The organism is Mesorhizobium sp. CNPSo 4670 (assembly GCF_057784235.1).
This window is the reverse complement of record NZ_JBWJFQ010000012.1, coordinates 172,965-189,206: the sequence shown is the minus strand read 5'-3', so window position 1 is coordinate 189,206 and position 16,242 is coordinate 172,965. Positions and strand designations below refer to the sequence as shown.

The window sequence follows — 16,242 nt, the reverse complement described above, 5'->3', positions numbered from 1 at the left end:
GCTATGAATGACGCTTTCGCGAAAAAGGCAATATCACCATCGGACAGCAAGGACACGGTCGGGCGACTGTACGTTCTCGAACTGAGTGGTGACCGTATCCACTCGATGAACTCGGACGGTTCTGACCGAAGGGTCATCGTCACCGGTTGTCATCTGCCCGACGGCATCGTCGTCGATGTCGGGGCCGGCCATATCTATTGGACAAACATGGGAGTGCCCAGCCTCAATGACGGTTCGATCGAGCGTGCCGACCTCGATGGCAGCAATCGCAAGGTCATCGTCCCTCAGGGCGTCACCCACACACCAAAGCAGATCCACTTGGAGAAGCGGAGCGGCAAGCTCTACTGGTGCGACCGCGAGGGCATGCGGGTGATGCGCGCGAATCTCGACGGCACGAATGTCGAGACGCTGGTCCAGACAGGCGAGGGCGAGGACGATAGTCGCGATGCGACCAACTGGTGCGTCGGGATAACGGTCGACCCGAAGGATCGGAAAATCTACTGGACACAGAAAGGTCCGGACAATTCCGGCCTCGGCTGCATGTTCCGGGCTGGTATGGATCTACCTAAGGGCGAGGACGCCTTCGGTCGAACAGACATCGAAGTGTTGTTCGACGACCTGCCTGAACCGATCGACCTTGAGCTCGACCTCGAAAGCCGTTTTCTCTACTGGACGGACCGCGGCAATCCACCGGTCGGCAATACGGTCAACCGTGCCTCAATCGATGCGCCGGCCAGAAATGGATATGCACCTGAGCTCCTCGTCAGCGACCTGATGGAAGGCATCGGCATCGCGCTCGACGTTCCCGGCAATCGGATGTTCGTCACCGATCTCGGAGGCTCGGTCTATTCCGCAAAGCTCGATGGCTCCGAGAAGCGCGCGCTTCTCTTCGCCCAAGGCAATCTGTCCGGCGTCGCTTACGCCGAAATCCCCTCGAAGGAGAAATGACCATGGCTGGCAGCAAGCAGATCTCTCAGGTCGCCATTATCGGAACGGGTGTTATCGGCGCGAGCTGGGCGGCACAATTCCTGGCAAAGGGCCTCGATGTCGTGGCGACGGACATCGCCCCCAATGCGGAAGCGTCATTGAGGCGCTTCATCGACGCGGCCTGGCCCGCGCTCGACAGGCTGGGGCTCGCCCCCGGCGCCTCTCCCATGAGGCTGGCCTTTAACGCCGACCTGTCGGAGGCCGTCAAGGGAGCCGATCTCGTCCAGGAGAATGGACCGGAGCGGATCGACTTCAAGAAGAAGCTGTACGGTCAGCTCGACGAATTGCTGCCATCCGATGTGATCATCGCCTCGAGTTCGTCTGGCCTGACGATGAGCGAGATCCAGTCCGGTTGTCCGTACCACCCCGAGCGCTGCGTCATTGCGCATCCGTTCAATCCGCCGCATCTGGTTCCGCTGGTCGAGATCGTCGGTGGCGCGAAGACCTCCGAGGAGACGATCCGGCGCGCTTCGGAATTCTATACGGCTCTGGGCAAGAAAACGGTTCGCCTGCATAAGGAAGTGCCCGGGCATGTCGCCAATCGGCTGCAATCTGCCCTTGCCCGGGAGGTGTATTATCTTGTTGGCGAGGGCGTCGTCAGTGTCGCCGACGTCGACACCGCCCTCTCCTGGGGGCCGGGACTGCGGTGGGGCATCATGGGCCAGGTCCTGCTCAATCATCTCGGTGGCGGCCAAGGTGGAATGGAGCATTTCCTGCAGCAATTCACCGGTCCGATGACCGCCTGGTGGAAGGTCCTGGGTTCGCCGGAACTGACACCGGAGCTGCAGCAGAAGCTGATTGATGGCGTTCACGCCGAGGTGGGCTCGCGTTCGATCGACGATCTGGCCGCGGAGCGGGACGAGGTCCTTCTTGGGCTTCTGGAATTGCGAAACAAGGCGGTTGCAGAAGCGGCGCAGTCGATAAAAACCAACCGCGTCGCCTAGAAACGAATCGGGACAATGTGAGACCCGCCGTCATCAACGCCATCTGGCCGGCGTCCTCGCCATCGAGCGCTGACGCGACAATATCCGGAGGACGCCGCCATGGCCGGAAGACCCATAGAAGTCACCAGGTCCGCCTATCAGTATCCGCTGCTCATCAAGCAGCTGTGGCATACCCCGCTGCTGCAGGCGCCCGATCAGGAGATCGTCTTTCGTGACCTAGGACGCTTCACCTATCGCCAGTTGCGCGAGCGCATCGGGCGGCTGGCATACAGCCTCGACAGGCTTGGTGTCCGTGCCGGCGACACCGTCGGTGTGCTCGACTGGGACAGCAACCGTTTCCTGGAGGCTTACTTTGCCATTCCAATGATGGGAGCTGTCTTGCAGACGGTGAACGTCCGTCTGCCGCCGGAGCAGATCGCCTATACGATCAAACACGCGGGCTCGTCGGTGCTTCTCGTCAACGACGACTTCGTCCCGGTTCTGGAAGGTATCAGACAGCAACTGCCCGAAGTGAAGACGCTGATCCTGATGTCGGATCGAGCGGTACCCGAGACAGGTGGCCTTTCCTTCGCCGGCGAATATGAGGACCTGCTGCGCAGCGCTTCGCCGGATTATGCTTTCCCGGACTTCGACGAGAACAGGATTGCCACCACCTTTTATACGACGGGGACAACGGGTGCGCCGAAAGGTGTCTACTTCAGCCATCGCCAGCTGGTGCTGCATTCGCTCGCCGAAATGGCCTTCCTGGGCAGCGCCGCGAAACAAGGCCGGTTTTGCCGCGACGACGTCTATATGCCGATCACCCCGATGTTTCACGCACACGCCTGGGGGTTTCCATGGACGGCGACGCTTTCCGGCGTCAAGCAGGTCTATCCGGGACGCTACGATCCCGCATTGCTTCTCAAGCTGATCAAGACCGAAGGCGTGACCTTCACACACGGCGTGCCGACGATTCTGCAGATGCTGCTCGGCGCGGCCACGGCGGCAAACACCGATCTCGCCGGCTTGAAGATGGTGGTAGGTGGTTCCGAACTGCCGAAGGCGCTTGCCAGGCAGGCGCTTGCATTGGGCGTCGACGTCTATGCCGGCTACGGCATGTCGGAGAGCGCACCGGTGCTTTGCCTGGCGCAGGTGAAATCAGCGGATCTCGCGGGCGGGTCCAACAAGGAGATCGATATCCGAACCAAAGCAGGGATGGCTGCACCGCTGGTCGATATCCGTTTGGTCGGTACGGACCGCAGCGAACTGCCGCATGACGGAAAAACGCCCGGCGAAATCTTCGTGCGCGCGCCGTGGCTCACGCAGGGATATGTCGACAACGCCGAAGCGTCCGAGCAGTTGTGGGCCGGCGGCTATCTGCACACCGGCGACATCGGCGTCATCGAGCCGGGCGGGTACGTTCGGATCATCGACCGGATCAAGGACGTCATAAAGACCGGTGGCGAATGGGTGTCATCGCTGCAGCTCGAAGATCTCATTTCGCAGTGCAAAGGTGTGTCGGAAGCCGCTGTCATCGGCGTCAAGGACGACAAATGGGGAGAACGACCGCTGGCGCTCGTCATCAGGGACGCCGACGCAGGCGACGATGTCAGCGACATACAGATCAAGGCGCACCTGAAAGCCTTCGCCGATGCCGGCGTGATGTCGAAATTCGGAATCCCGGACAAGATCCTGTTTGTCGATGCGCTCCCTAAGACAAGCGTCGGCAAATACGACAAGAAGAAGCTCAGAGAGACATACGGCGAGCACTCATAATCACGCCAGGGGTTCAACAGCGGAGCCGCAAACTGCCGCAGTCCGGTCCTCTGCAAAGGCCAGGGCATCTGTTGGGCCGACTTGCGCGTGCAGCAGAGTGCGCAGAAAACAACCAAATCGCAGCACGCCGATGCAAGCGACAGACATCCCTCCCGGCTAAGCTTCCGCCAATATTCCGACACGGGATGGACCGTCTTTCAGGCGATCTTTTGGAAAGACTCACCACAGGCTCGCCAGCAGTTGATGAATTGTTGGCCGCATTTCTAACAAGCCCCTTCATTGCAGACATATATGGATTGGCGACGCGAAACGTTTCTCTCGAACGCGTTCACTTGATTTGCCAATACCTGCTTGCAGAGTGTTGCCTGCGAGGATGAGGCGGAAATTTGTGGAGCTTCGCGAATCGCTCGCATGAGGCGAGGGGATATAGTCCGTCTCTGGCGCAACGGATAAGATGACCGTGCTGCCTTGCCGGATCGTCAGCGGTCCTCAGCAAAATCGCCGTCTCCGGCAACAGGCAGGTCCGAACCTGGAGTCTGGCCATGGAGCGACCCGAGTCAAAGGACGGTGACGGAGCCGAGGAGGCCCTTTTCAGCGGCGAGCAAGAGCTTCGCCTGTTGGTGGAGACGCTTCCGACGCTGGTGTGGCAAGCCGAACCCGGGGGCAATATCGAATACGTCAACAAGCGTGTGCTCGACTATTTTGGCGCGCCGCTGGACGAAATAACCGGCTGGGGATGGGTGGAAAGAGTCCATCCGGATGACGTCGCCTTCAAGGTGAGGAGCTGGCTCTCAAATCTCGAGACCAAAAGTCCTTCCGATGTGGTCTGCAGATTTCGCGGAGCGGACGGCCGGCATCGCTGGTTCAACGTGCGGGGAGCACCGTTGAAGGACAATGACGGCCGCGTGCTTCGCTGGTACGGCGTTCTCATCGACATTGATGAAGCCAAGAAGGCCGAAGACCGGCTGCGCCGTAGCGAAGCCCATCTGGCCGCAGCGCAGAGCCTGAGCCACACCGGTTCCTCGGTCTATAACGACACCACGCTTCTCTACTGGTCGGAAGAGACTTACCATATCTTTGGGTTTGATCCGGCGCAGGGTGTTCCGAGCTTCGAAGCCGCGTCGCAACGGGTCCACGCCGACGACCGGGACCGGGTGCTCGCAACGGCTGAGCGCGCGTCCGCCGAGAAAAGAGGCTATTCGATCGCGTACAGAATCATACTGCCCGATGGAACGGTCAAACACTTGGAATCAATCGGCCGTCCTGTTTTTTCTTCGGACGGAAGGATTGTCGAGTTTTTCTGCACAAACATGGATGTGACGGAACGCAAGCGGGCGGAGGAGACCCTTCGGGAAAGCGAATACAAGCTCCGTCAGATCTTTGAAACGGTACCAAGCCAACTCTGGTCAACTGACCCCGCCGGCGAACCGACTCAACTCAATCAGCGCCTGTTGGATTATAGCGGGATGCGATTGGAGGACTTCAAGCATGGCGGTTGGAAGGCCTTCCTGCACCCGGACGACTTTCCAGAAACTGCGAGGGTTTTCCAGGAAGCTATTCAAACAGGGAGGTCGTACCAGGCCGTAAGCCGTCTCCGTCGGGCGGACGGCGAGTTTCGTTGGCACCAAACTCGTGGTGAGCCTCTGCGCGACCGACATGGACGCGTTATCCAGTGGTATGGCCTGTCTGTCGACATCGATGAAGCCAAGAAGGCCGAAGACCGGCTACGCCGCAGCGAAGCCCTTCTTGCCGAAGCCGAGAGGCTGAGTCACAGCGGTACGTCGGCCGCCAACGAATCGACGATTTTCTATTTTTCGGAGGAAGCTTATCGTATCTGGGGGTTTGATCCGGCGCAGGGTATTCCGAGCCCTGAAGCCATGTTCCAACGGGTTCACCCCGACGACAGGGACCGGGTTCGCGCAACGGCTGAGCGGTTGTTAAGCGACAAAAAGGGCTATTCGCACGAGTACAGAATCGTACTGCCCGATGGAACGGTCAAACACCTCGAATCAATCAGGGAGCCTGTGTTCTCACCAGGCGGAGAGCTTGTCGAAATTGTAGCTACACAGATCGATGTGACTGAGCGCAAGAGAGCCGAAGATCAGCTGCGCCGCAGCGAAGCCTATCTGGCGGAAGCACAGAGGCTCAGTCACAGTGGTGTATCGGCCTTCAACGACACGAAGATTCTCTATGGCTCTGAGGAAACTTATCGCATCTGGGGATTTGATCCTGCGCAGGGTGTTCCGAGCCGCGAAGCGGTGTTCCAACGGATCCACCCAGACGACCGCGACGGGCTGAACGCAAAGGTTCAGCGTGCGGTGAGCGAAAAAAGAGACTACTCGCACGGGTACCGAATCGTACTGCCCGATGGAACGGTCAAACACCTCGAATCAATCGGCCGACCTGCATTCTCGCCAAGCGGGGAATTTGTCGAGATTGTCACCACACAGATCGACGTGACGGAGCGCAAGCAGGTCGAGGAAGCCCTGCGGGAAAGCGAACACACGCTCCGCCAGATCTTCGAAACGGTACCGGGCCTACTCTGGTCTACGGACCCCTCTGGCGAACCGACCCAACTCAATCAGCGCATGCTGGCCTACACCGGCATGCGATTTGAGGATTTCAAGCATGGCGGCTGGGAGGCCTTCCTGCACCCCGACGACTTTCCAGAAACCGCAAGGGCCCTCAATCATGCATTTCAGACCGGAACTTCGTTCCAGGCCGTGTTCCGTCTGCGCCGGGCGGACGGGGAATTTCGTTGGCACCATGCTCGTGGTGAGCCTCTGCGCGACCGTCAAGGACGCATTGTCCAGTGGTATGGCGTGTCTGTCGACATCGATGAGGCCAAGAAGGCCGAAGATCAGTTGCGCCGTAGCGAAGCCTATCTGGCCGAAGCACAGAGGCTGAGCCACACTGGCTCTGCAGCCTACAACGATAAAGCGATTCTCTATTGGTCGGATGAGACTTATCGAATCTTCGGGCTTGATCCGCGTAACGGGGTCCCGAGCCGCGAAGCTGTGGTGCAAATGACCCATCCTGACGACCGAGAACGGGTGCGCGAGGAGGTGGGGCGAGCGATACGGGAGAAGAGAGTCTATATAGTAGAGTACAGAATCATACTACCCGAAGGAACCTTAAAATATATCGAAGCAACCGCTCATCCTAAGTTCTCAGAAGGCGGAGAACTTGTCGAATCTGTCGCTACACTCATCGACGTGACGGAACGAAAGCGCGCTGAAGAAGCATTGCGGGAAAGCGAATACAAACTCCGTCAACTCATGGACACGGTACCGGGCCTCACCTGGTCAACGGGCCAGCCAGGGTTCATGGCACAGGTGCAAGCCATCCTAAATGTGCTCCCGGCGTATACTTGGTACGGCACTCCGTCCGGCAGCCTCACCTTCGTGAATAAGCGACAAGCGGATTATCTTGGTGTTCCGAAGGATCATCCCCTGCGTTTTGGCATCGACACTGGCGCACCGTGGGACGTCCATATCCCGTTTTTGCATCCCGACGACCAAGACGACGGACGCAAACTCTGGGCAAACAGTCTGCGCACGGGCGAAGGCTATGAACATAACTATCGAGTCCGTACCGCTCAAGGAGAGTACCGCTGGTTCCACACTCGCACCGAACCGCTCCGGGCGAGCGATGGAACCCTGCTGCTGTGGGTTGGGGCGACTCTGGATATTGAGCAGCTCAAGCGCGCCGAGGAAGGATTGCGGGAGAGCGAGGCGAAGTTCCGCGACTACGCCGAAAGTGCCTCCGATTGGTTTTGGGAAATCGGTCAGGACTACAAATTCACGCTGCTGACCGAGAATGCGTTTGGTTCAGACGCGGCCGATCGAATCGGCACGGCGTGTTGGGATCGCGCTCTCGATCTTGAAACAGAGCCGGAGAAATGGCGGTTGCTCCGAGCAACTCTCGATGCACGAAAACCGTTCCGTGACTTCGTGTATTACTGCGCTCGCCAAAACGGCTCTCCCATACATGTGAAGGTGACCGGCAAGCAGGTGTTCGACACCGACGGAGAGTTTCGTGGCTATCGCGGTACCGGCACCGACGTGACAGCCCTCATGCGCGCGCAGGAGGAGCATGAGATGCTGCGCCAGCTGGAGTCGGATCTCGCGCACATGAACCGCTTGAGCGTCATGGGGGAACTGACCGCCTCGCTGGCCCACGAAATCACGCAACCGATTGCCGCGGCGCGCAACAACGCCCGTGCGGCCATGCATTTTCTGGACAGAAATCCGCCAGACCTAGGCGAAATCCGAGAAGCGCTCGCCTCCATCGTCGACGATTCCGACCGAGCGGGAGATATCATCGACCGCATCCGCGATCACATCAAGAAAGCGCCGCCACGAAAGTCTCGCTTCGATCTGAACAAGGCGATCGACGAAGTGCTTGGATTGGCGCAAAGCTCCATCACCACGAACGGAGTCTCGGTGCGGACCCGTCTCACGCATGCGCTGGCTCCCGTCGAGGGGGATCGTGTCCAACTGCAACAGGTCGTGCTGAACCTGATCCTGAACGCCGTCGAAGCGATGAGCGCGGTCGAAGTGGAACCACGGGAGTTGGCGATCAGCACCGAGCAAACCCAGACCGGTGACGTTCTCGTGTCCGTGCACGATACGGGACTGGGCATTGACCCAGACCATCTCGATCGCATTTTCGAAGCTTTTTACACCACGAAACCGAGCGGAGTGGGGATGGGACTGTCGATCTCCCAGTCGATCATCGATGCTCACGGGGGTCGGCTGTGGGCAGACAGGAATGCATCGCGTGGGGCCGTACTTCGGTTCTTCTTGCCAGGCGCAGGCAACGAACTCAGGACGTCTCGTCGCTCGGTTCGCCGGACTGGATAGCCTCGTGGAGACACCGTACAAGATGCCGCTCATCAAACGGCTTAAGAAGATAACAAACCACACCATCGTCCAACGCGCGGGCCTGGTCAAGATCGTTGGGATAGGCCGTAACGAGGATCGTCGGAATCGCGTCACCCGCCTCGATGAGGTGGTCATAGAGCTTGAGCCCGGTCATCGCTGGCATATTCACGTCAGCGATGAGACAGGCGGTTTCGGCGCGACGGGGCGACGCGAGGAAATCTGCTGCCGAAGGGAACGCGGCGACGTCATAGCCAAGCGACCTCATGAGCCTCCTCATGGATTCGCGAAAGAACTGATCGTCATCGACGACTGAGACCAACGACGCCACGGGCATATGCGCTCCGGAAGTGCGCACGAACTGCGATGCGGGCGCCCCAACAACGCCCCCGCACCCCCATGCGACGGGTCAGCCTGCGCCCAAGTGTTATGGTGGAGCAATACCAGTGATTGTAAACTTTGGCTTATGCCAGCACACACGAATTCTGCAGCTGTGCGGCAGGACGCCCATCATGCGGATCACGGAGCGCATAAACTTTCGTTTACGTCCGCGCGTGTCGCTGACGAAAATGAGACTGTTCACGGCCATCGGTCGGGACTAAGTTTCTAGCGGAGGAGCCACGCGAACCTTGCAAACCGAGACAAAGGCTCATTGCCCGCCCTTTGATCCGTGAGCAGCAGCAATGTCGGACGCGAACGCCACCATCTTGGTCATCGACGATGATCCCGCCCTGCGGGCCTCGATCGGGCGTCTGTTGCGATCGCTCGATCTCGAAGCTCGGTTGTTTGCGTCCATCCCCGAGTTTCTCGAGTCGGATCCGCCGAACGGTCCCACTTGCATGGTGCTCGACGTCAGACTGCCGGGACGAAGCGGCCTCGATCTCCAACGCCAGCTCGCCATCGCGAACCGTGAGATCCCAATCATCTTCATCACAGGCCATGGCGACATAGCCATGTCGGTGCAGGCGATGAAGGGCGGTGCCATTGAGTTCCTGACCAAGCCGTTCCGCGACCAGGAGCTCCTCGACGCCATTCAGATCGGCCTCTCTCGCGATCGGGCCCGGCGGGAGAGCGAAGAGGCTCTGGTGGTTATCAGGGAGCGGTTCGCTTCGCTGAGTCCCAGGGAGCGCGAGATCATGATCCACGTCGCGCGCGGTCGCCTCAGCAAGCAGATTGCCGGCGATATCGGGATCGCCGAAGCGACAGTGAAAGTGCACCGCAGCCGGTTGATGCGAAAAATGAAAGCCAATTCGCTCCTCGCGCTCAGCCGAATGGCGGAAAAGCTGCAGCTGGTGCCCGACGAGGGGCCGCAGCACTGCTGAGCCGAAGGCACACCAGCAGCGGTGATCCACCGGCATTCGATCGCCCTTTATTCCCGCGTAAGCCAAAGTTCAGCTTAGCGAAACCACGACGGTACTCAACGCCACTCGCGTGCACTAGATCGCTGCCTTCCAAAGCATCACACTGCAAGTCACCGCGGTCGACACCGTGTTTCGTCTCTATGAGAGCGGCACATGAAATTTGTCCCACGGCTAATGCGGATGTTTGTCGAGGGTTCGACATGGACAGGCTCTACAACGAGACTGCAGACGTTTCGTCTCCGATCGATCTCGAGTTCGGTTGCCTGGCAAACAGTCTCGTGCTGCTTCTTGAAGCAGCCAAAAGCGAGATCGAGCACAACCATGAGGCGGCAAAGACATCGCTGTCCACTGCGGCATCCATGCTCCAGTCGGAGATCGAGCGCCGTTCAGGTGCAAAAAGCTCCGGCACGGGTGGATTGGCGGGTTGGCAGATAGCGCGTGTCCGATCCTTCATCGACCGGAACCTGCACCGAACCATCCACGCGAGTGATCTCAGCGCCGTTGCGCGGCGGAGCACGGCGCACTTTTCCCGCTCATTCAAACAGGCGTTCGGAGAGCCGCCGCACGCCTACATTGTTAGGCGACGGCTTGAGGAAGCCTGTCACCTGATGCTGACCAGCCCAGCTTCGCTGAGCGAAATCGCTCTAGCCGTCGGCTTCTCCGACCAGGCGCATTTGTCCAAGCTTTTCAGGCATGCGTTTGGTCAAAGCCCGGCCAACTGGCGGCGCGAGCGCGAGACCATGTGGCGCCGCTGACCTGCGTGCGCGTGCAATTGACCGCGTCCCACCGCCGTGCGCGGAGTTAGGCGTCTTCGCCGAACTATCGCAGCAATCCGAGACAAGTCCTCGCAGCCCGCACCAAGATCGCCCAGCAGGGAAACCACATGTTGAGTCCTTGAAACGATCTCACAGGTGTTAGGCGGCATGAGCAGACAGGTAGCAGACATCATTGTTGAAACGCTGCAGAGTGCAGGCGTTGAACATTGTTACGGCGTTGTGGGCGACACGCTCAATCTGATCGCCCGTTCGCTCGAGCGAAGCAAGATCGAATGGGTGTCGGTGAGGCACGAGGAGGCCGGTGCCTTCGCAGCACAGGCCGAAGCACAGCTGACGGGTCAATTGACGGCTGTCGCCGGAAGTTGCGGCCCCGGCAGCCTCCATTTCATCAACGGGATTTTTGAAGCCAACCGAAACCGTGCGCCCGTCATTCTCATTGCAAGCCAGATCATTCGCGACGAGCTGGGCTTCGATTTCATCCAGGAAGTCGATTTCAAGCAGATCTACCAAAGCTGCAGCGTCTTCTGCGACATGATCTATACGGCGGAGCAGGCGCGACGCAAAACCGTCATTGCCTGTCAGACCGCCTTGTCGAAGCGGGGTGTTGCCGTTCTCATCGTGCCGGCGGACGTTTCCGCCTCAACGGTGGCCGATGATATCCCGTACGCGGTTCATGTTTCCGAGCCCGTTGTTCGTCCGAGCAATGTTGACCTCGACGAAATCGCAGGGATACTCAACAACAGCGGGAACCATGCGATCTATGGCGGTTCCGGCTGCCAGGGAGCGCGCCAGGAAATTTTGGCCGTTGCCGAGAGGCTGAAGGCCCCGATCGCTCATACCTCGCGCGGGAAAGATTTCCTCGAGTTCGACAATCCCTTCAACATCGGCATGACCGGAATGCTCGGCAACGAGGCCGGCTATCACGCCTTGCTCGACTGCGACACGCTGCTGCTCCTGGGGGCGGATTTTGCCTGGCGGCAGTTCTACCCCGATAAGGCGAAGATTGTTCAGATCGATATCGACCCGACACATCTCGGGCGACGGCATCCGATCACAAAGGGTGTTGTTGGCGACGTGAGAGCAACCCTGGAAGCGTTGCTGCCCAAGTTAGTCGAGCGCTCTGACCCCTCCTTCCGCGACCAATATGTGCGGCGTTATGCCAAGGCCAGGCAAGCGGAAAAGACAAAGGCTGTGGCGGGTCACGGCGGCTGTATTCCCGGAACATATCTTACCGAGGCGATCAACCGCCATGCGGCGAAGGACGCAGTATTTTCTGCCGACGATGGCACGCCGGCCGCCTGGCTTGTTCGCTACATCGAAACCAATGGTCAGCGCCGCACGTTTGCCAGTCTGCTGCATGGAACCATGGCAGGAGGCTTGCCGTCAGCCCTTGGGCTACAGAAGTCCCAGCCCGGCCGCCAGGTCATCTGTCTGGCCGGCGATGGTGGGCTCTCAATGCTTTTCGGTGACCTGATGACTGTGATCCAGGAGCAATTGCCGATCAAGATTGCAGTGTATGACAATGGCAAGCTCGGCTTCGTGGAGATCGAGCAGAAGGCCGAGGGGATGCTCGATACATTCACGCGGCTGAAAAACCCGAACTTTGCCGAGGTTGCGCGAGCGCTGGGCTTTTGGGGCCAAACGGTTTCCAAGGCGGATGAACTTGAACTGAGCGTCAAAGACTGGCTTGCGCAACCGGGGCCGGCACTGCTGCACGTGCATGTCAGCCCCCTGCAACTGGTCATCCCTCCATTCATGGCTGCGGCACCGGCAGCAGGCATGGCGCTCTATTCAGCCCGCGCCGTTTTGCATGGCCGGGGAGGGGATGTCTGGGAAATGGTGAAGGAAAACTTCCTTTGACCTGGCATCGTCCTGTTAGGACGGACGCATCGGCGCACTGTCCGCCCAAGGCTGCGCCCCAATCCAAGCTCCACCTGGACTTGCATCCGGCAATGCGGGTGGCGGTTGATCTAAACCGGTCTTGATGCGTCCGCCGCACAGGTGGTCTGCCTCTGTGCACCAAATCCAGTACATCATGGCAAACCGACGTGACCAGGCCTATCCCACCACCGCCGCCGGCCCCCGCGTTCCCGGGCCGCGAAGTTGAACTTGACACCATCGCGCTGGCGGCCGCGCTTCTGTTCGAGCACGGGCAGACGACCGAACAGACGGTTACTGCCGCTGAACGGCTCGGGCACGCCCTGTGCGTGGAGGCCAAGATATTGCCGGAGTGGGGCGACATTACCGTCGAGATCGACGGTGCGCCGCAATCGCAGATTGCTCCGGCCACACCTCTCGGGGTCGATCTCGGCAGAGTGCTGGCCGTCATGACGATAGTGGATCAGGTCTGCGATCGCCGCTTGCCTGTCGAGGGGGTGCGTGCCGCCCTCTCGGCGGTGAGAACTCTGCCTCCGGTTTCGATATTGCGCTTCATTCTGTTCGCGGCCATCGGCGCCGCGTCGATGGGTGTCATCTTCGGCGCGCTGGACGTTGTGAGCCTGCTGCTGATCGCGGCGAGTGCGGGAGCAGGCGCACTCGCCCGCCGCCAAATGGCGACGCTTTCACGCAATCCCTTCATCCAGCCGCTTTGTGCAGCTTTCATCGCCGGCATCGTTGCGGCCGTCGCGGGCCGTTTGCAGCTGTCAGACGCGCAATCCCTCGTCGCGCTCTGCCCGTGCATGATACTGGTTCCAGGTCCACACTTCCTCAATGGCGCGATCGACCTGGCGCGCACGCGCATCGCGCTCGGCAGCGCCCGCTTGGTCTACGCCGGAATCATCGTCCTCACAATCTGCGCTGGCCTGTTCGCCGGTCTGGCCACCGGCGGCGCAACTCTTCAGGGCGGCGGATCATCCCTGCCGGTACCGCTCGTGGCCGATGTATTCGCCGCGGGTTGCGCGGTCGCCGCATTCGCCACGTTCTTTTCCATGCCATGGAGCCTGCTGCCTTTTCCGATTTTGGTCGGCATGTTCGTGCATGCGGCGCGCTGGGTGGTGATCTCGCTCGCGGGATTTCATGTCGCAACCGCAGCGCTGGTTGCGTCTGTCCTTGCCGGACTCCTGGTCACACCGGTCGCGAACCGTCTGCGCCTACCCTTTGCAGCCCTTGGCTTTTCCGCGGTTGTCTCAATGATGCCAGGCTTCTTCCTGTTTCATGCAGCGGAGGACCTGGTCCAGCTGGTCTCGATTGGGCCGCACGCCTCGGCAAATCTGCTCGCGAGCTGCGTCGTGAACGGAGCCACGGCCTTCCTGATCATTCTGGCCATGACCGTCGGACTGATCGTCCCGCGCATGCTTTTCGGGCACTTCCTGTCGCCCGCAGCATCGGGGAACTAGCGGACAATATCCGCGATAGTCGACTGCCACGACGCCTGAATATCAACGCCAGCCGCCAATGTCGGCGAGACGCTCTACTTCGACCGCTCAGTACAAGCGTCTCATTGCGGATTCTTTGCGCACGATCGCCCCAGGTCCAGCAGCACCATACAAGCTTGGCGCGCCTCGAAAGGGCAACTTAGCGGAACGACGGCATCAAGAAGATTGCGATGCCAAACGACAGATCTCTCGCGTAGAGGACGATCGGAAATGGCGATCACAGCCGCTCTCCGCTCCCGCCTAACCTTGTCTTCGCAAGTCGGTGCCAGACCATCGTCGCATCACGCCGCCTCTCTGGCCGAGTGCGGGCGCTTACGAGATTTTCTGAGGCTCATGAAGCCGCGCGTGATGGTGCTGGCTGTCTTTACTGCGGTGGTTGGGATGATCATCGCACCGGGCGATCTGGATCCGCTCCCTGCCCTTTTAGAGGTTATCGCGATCGCCGCGGGCGCTGGTGCGGCCGGCATGCTCAACATGTGGTACGACGCCGATATCGACGCCGTCATGACGCGCACGGCGATGCGGCCGATTCCCCGCGGTAACATCTCGCGGCGCGAGGGGCTCGTATTCGGGGTTATGCTCGCCGGCGGCGCCGTCGGGCTGCTTGGCTTGGTGGCAAACGCCATGGCGGGAGCACTGCTCGCCGGCGCAATCCTCTTCTACGCCGTGGTGTACACGGCATGGCTAAAGCGGCTGACACCCCAGAACATCGTCATCGGCGGTGCCGCCGGTTCGCTTCCGCCGGTCATCGGATGGGCTGCAGCGACGGGCCAAATCGGGCTTGAGCCGCTGGTCCTGTTTCTCATCATTTTCCTCTGGACGCCGCCCCATTTCTGGGCCCTGGCCCTCAACCGCGCTGACGAATATGCGCGTGCTGGCGTGCCGATGCTGCCGGTCGTTGCAGGACGGGCCGCGACGACGCGGCAGATCCTGATCTACTGCGCGCTTTTGGCCGTGGTTTCCGCGCTACCGTGGGCGCTCGGGTTTGCGGGCCCGATCTATGGTGCGGCAGCCATGGCGTGCGGAGCAATTCTTGTCGTGCTCGCGATACAGTTGCAGAGAAGCGACAAGGCCGACCGCCGCGCTCCCCGCCGCCTGTTCGCGTTCTCCATCGTGTACCTGTTCGTGTTGTTTGCGGCGCTCCTGATCGATCACGCCGCTCAGCCGCCGCGCTCTGCGTCCAGTTACCGGACTGATGCCGGCGCTGCCCATGCCGTGCCTATGCCCCGCGTCGTACGCACCGCAGGCACTTCCATTACCACCGGCACAGATGAGGTTTGATATGCGGCTCAGGCTGCTCGCTACTGGTTCGATCGCCGCCGTGACACTCGCTGGCTGCTCGGAAGGTGTTCTCAGTCCACAGGGGCCTATCGCCTCCGCCGAGCGTCAGATTCTGTTCAACTCGCTCGGCATCATGCTGGCGATCGTGATCCCGACAATTATCGCCACGCTTGCCGTCGCCTTCTGGTTTCGTTCGTCAAATACGCGGGCGCGATACCTGCCTGATTTCGAGTATTCCGGCCGTCTCGAGTTACTCGTCTGGTCGATCCCAGTCATGACGGTGATCTTGGTCGGTGGTGTCGCCTGGGTCGGCTCATACGACCTCGATCCGCGAAAGCCGATTGCCTCTGCAGTCAACCCTGTCAGGGTTCAGGTGGTCTCGCTCGACTGGAAATGGCTGTTCATCTACCCCGACCAGGGCATCGCAAGCGTCAATCATCTGACTATCCCTGTTGGCACGCCGGTCAGCTTCGAACTGACCTCCTCAGGCGTGATGAACAGCTTCTTCGTGCCGCAGCTCGGCGGCCAGATCTACACCATGGCGGGAATGGTGACGCGCCTCCACCTGCAGGCCGACCATCCTGGAACGTACCGGGGGCTGTCGGCCAATTTCAGCGGCGACGGCTTTGCCGACATGCAGTTTGCCGTTGATGCGGTGCCGGCCACAGCCTTCTCGCAGTGGGTGAACGCAACTCGCGACGCTGGTCCGGTGCTCGATGCTCAAACCTATGCCGACTTGGCGCGACCAAGCGAAGCGATTGAGGCTTTCACCTATCGAGATGTCGCATCCGACCTTTTCAACCGCATCCCGAGCCTCGCGGCGCAGCCAAATGATTCCTCGCGGCTCGCAGACCAGGCATCACAGAGGACAGTCAAATGAA

At 60.1% G+C, this 16,242-nt stretch carries 11 protein-coding genes; 10 read left to right on the top strand and 1 reads right to left on the bottom strand.

Annotated features, from left to right (window positions below):
* Positions 1-3 precede the first annotated feature (3 nt).
* From AC0ZT5_RS20890 to AC0ZT5_RS20875, 4 genes are all read left to right on the top strand, one after another.
* Positions 4-948 carry a 3-hydroxyacyl-CoA dehydrogenase gene (locus AC0ZT5_RS20890; protein WP_488497961.1) on the top strand — a complete coding sequence of 315 codons (945 nt, stop codon included), beginning with the start codon at positions 4-6 and terminating at the stop codon, positions 946-948.
* A 2-nt stretch (positions 949-950) separates the two neighbouring features.
* Complete coding sequence (locus AC0ZT5_RS20885; protein WP_488497960.1) at positions 951-1,931, top strand: 3-hydroxyacyl-CoA dehydrogenase NAD-binding domain-containing protein; 981 nt, start codon at positions 951-953, stop codon at positions 1,929-1,931.
* A gap of 99 nt (positions 1,932-2,030) precedes the next feature.
* Positions 2,031-3,686, top strand: a complete 1,656-nt coding sequence (locus AC0ZT5_RS20880) for a fatty acid--CoA ligase (protein ID WP_488497959.1) — start codon at positions 2,031-2,033, stop codon at positions 3,684-3,686.
* Between the two features lie 542 nt (positions 3,687-4,228).
* Entirely contained in the window at positions 4,229-8,551 is a 4,323-nt protein-coding gene (locus tag AC0ZT5_RS20875; RefSeq protein ID WP_488497958.1) for a PAS domain-containing sensor histidine kinase, read from the top strand.
* On the opposite strand, the gene AC0ZT5_RS20870 is transcribed toward AC0ZT5_RS20875, so the two are convergent.
* Complete coding sequence (locus AC0ZT5_RS20870) at positions 8,514-8,837, bottom strand: response regulator transcription factor (protein WP_488497985.1); 324 nt, start codon at positions 8,835-8,837, stop codon at positions 8,514-8,516. The two genes, AC0ZT5_RS20875 and AC0ZT5_RS20870, sit on opposite strands and share 38 nt — an antisense overlap.
* 415 nt (positions 8,838-9,252) lie before the next feature.
* Between AC0ZT5_RS20870 and AC0ZT5_RS20865 the strand changes: the two genes are divergently transcribed.
* From AC0ZT5_RS20865 to cyoA, 6 genes are all read left to right on the top strand, one after another.
* Entirely contained in the window at positions 9,253-9,891 is a 639-nt protein-coding gene (locus tag AC0ZT5_RS20865; protein WP_488497957.1) for a response regulator transcription factor, read from the top strand.
* A gap of 239 nt (positions 9,892-10,130) precedes the next feature.
* A complete protein-coding gene (locus AC0ZT5_RS20860) occupies positions 10,131-10,685 on the top strand; it encodes a helix-turn-helix domain-containing protein (protein WP_488497956.1) in 555 nt (184 codons plus the stop codon).
* Between the two features lie 168 nt (positions 10,686-10,853).
* The gene (locus AC0ZT5_RS20855) at positions 10,854-12,566 is read left to right on the top strand and encodes a thiamine pyrophosphate-dependent enzyme (RefSeq protein WP_488497955.1); all 1,713 of its coding nucleotides are present in this window, start codon (positions 10,854-10,856) and stop codon (positions 12,564-12,566) included.
* Between the two features lie 188 nt (positions 12,567-12,754).
* Positions 12,755-14,041 carry a threonine/serine exporter family protein gene (locus AC0ZT5_RS20850; protein WP_488497954.1) on the top strand — a complete coding sequence of 429 codons (1,287 nt, stop codon included), beginning with the start codon at positions 12,755-12,757 and terminating at the stop codon, positions 14,039-14,041.
* A gap of 249 nt (positions 14,042-14,290) precedes the next feature.
* Positions 14,291-15,361: a heme o synthase gene (locus AC0ZT5_RS20845; RefSeq protein ID WP_488497953.1), complete on the top strand. Its 1,071-nt coding sequence runs from the start codon at positions 14,291-14,293 to the stop codon at positions 15,359-15,361.
* A complete protein-coding gene (gene cyoA, locus AC0ZT5_RS20840) occupies positions 15,276-16,241 on the top strand; it encodes a ubiquinol oxidase subunit II (RefSeq protein ID WP_488497952.1) in 966 nt (321 codons plus the stop codon). The genes AC0ZT5_RS20845 and cyoA overlap by 86 nt, the downstream gene beginning before the upstream one ends.
* Position 16,242 lies beyond the last annotated feature (1 nt).

What these genes read in the sequence shown, in the direction of transcription:
- AC0ZT5_RS20890 (WP_488497961.1), top strand. Translation starts at nt 4, where the DNA reads ATGAATGACGCTTTCGCGAAAAAGGCAATATCACCATCGGACAGCAAG.
- AC0ZT5_RS20885 (WP_488497960.1), top strand. Translation starts at nt 951, where the DNA reads ATGGCTGGCAGCAAGCAGATCTCTCAGGTCGCCATTATCGGAACGGGT.
- AC0ZT5_RS20880 (WP_488497959.1), top strand. Translation starts at nt 2,031, where the DNA reads ATGGCCGGAAGACCCATAGAAGTCACCAGGTCCGCCTATCAGTATCCG.
- AC0ZT5_RS20875 (WP_488497958.1), top strand. Translation starts at nt 4,229, where the DNA reads ATGGAGCGACCCGAGTCAAAGGACGGTGACGGAGCCGAGGAGGCCCTT.
- AC0ZT5_RS20870 (WP_488497985.1), bottom strand. Translation starts at nt 8,837, where the DNA reads ATGAGGTCGCTTGGCTATGACGTCGCCGCGTTCCCTTCGGCAGCAGAT.
- AC0ZT5_RS20865 (WP_488497957.1), top strand. Translation starts at nt 9,253, where the DNA reads ATGTCGGACGCGAACGCCACCATCTTGGTCATCGACGATGATCCCGCC.
- AC0ZT5_RS20860 (WP_488497956.1), top strand. Translation starts at nt 10,131, where the DNA reads ATGGACAGGCTCTACAACGAGACTGCAGACGTTTCGTCTCCGATCGAT.
- AC0ZT5_RS20855 (WP_488497955.1), top strand. Translation starts at nt 10,854, where the DNA reads ATGAGCAGACAGGTAGCAGACATCATTGTTGAAACGCTGCAGAGTGCA.
- AC0ZT5_RS20845 (WP_488497953.1), top strand. Translation starts at nt 14,291, where the DNA reads ATGGCGATCACAGCCGCTCTCCGCTCCCGCCTAACCTTGTCTTCGCAA.
- cyoA (WP_488497952.1), top strand. Translation starts at nt 15,276, where the DNA reads ATGCCGGCGCTGCCCATGCCGTGCCTATGCCCCGCGTCGTACGCACCG.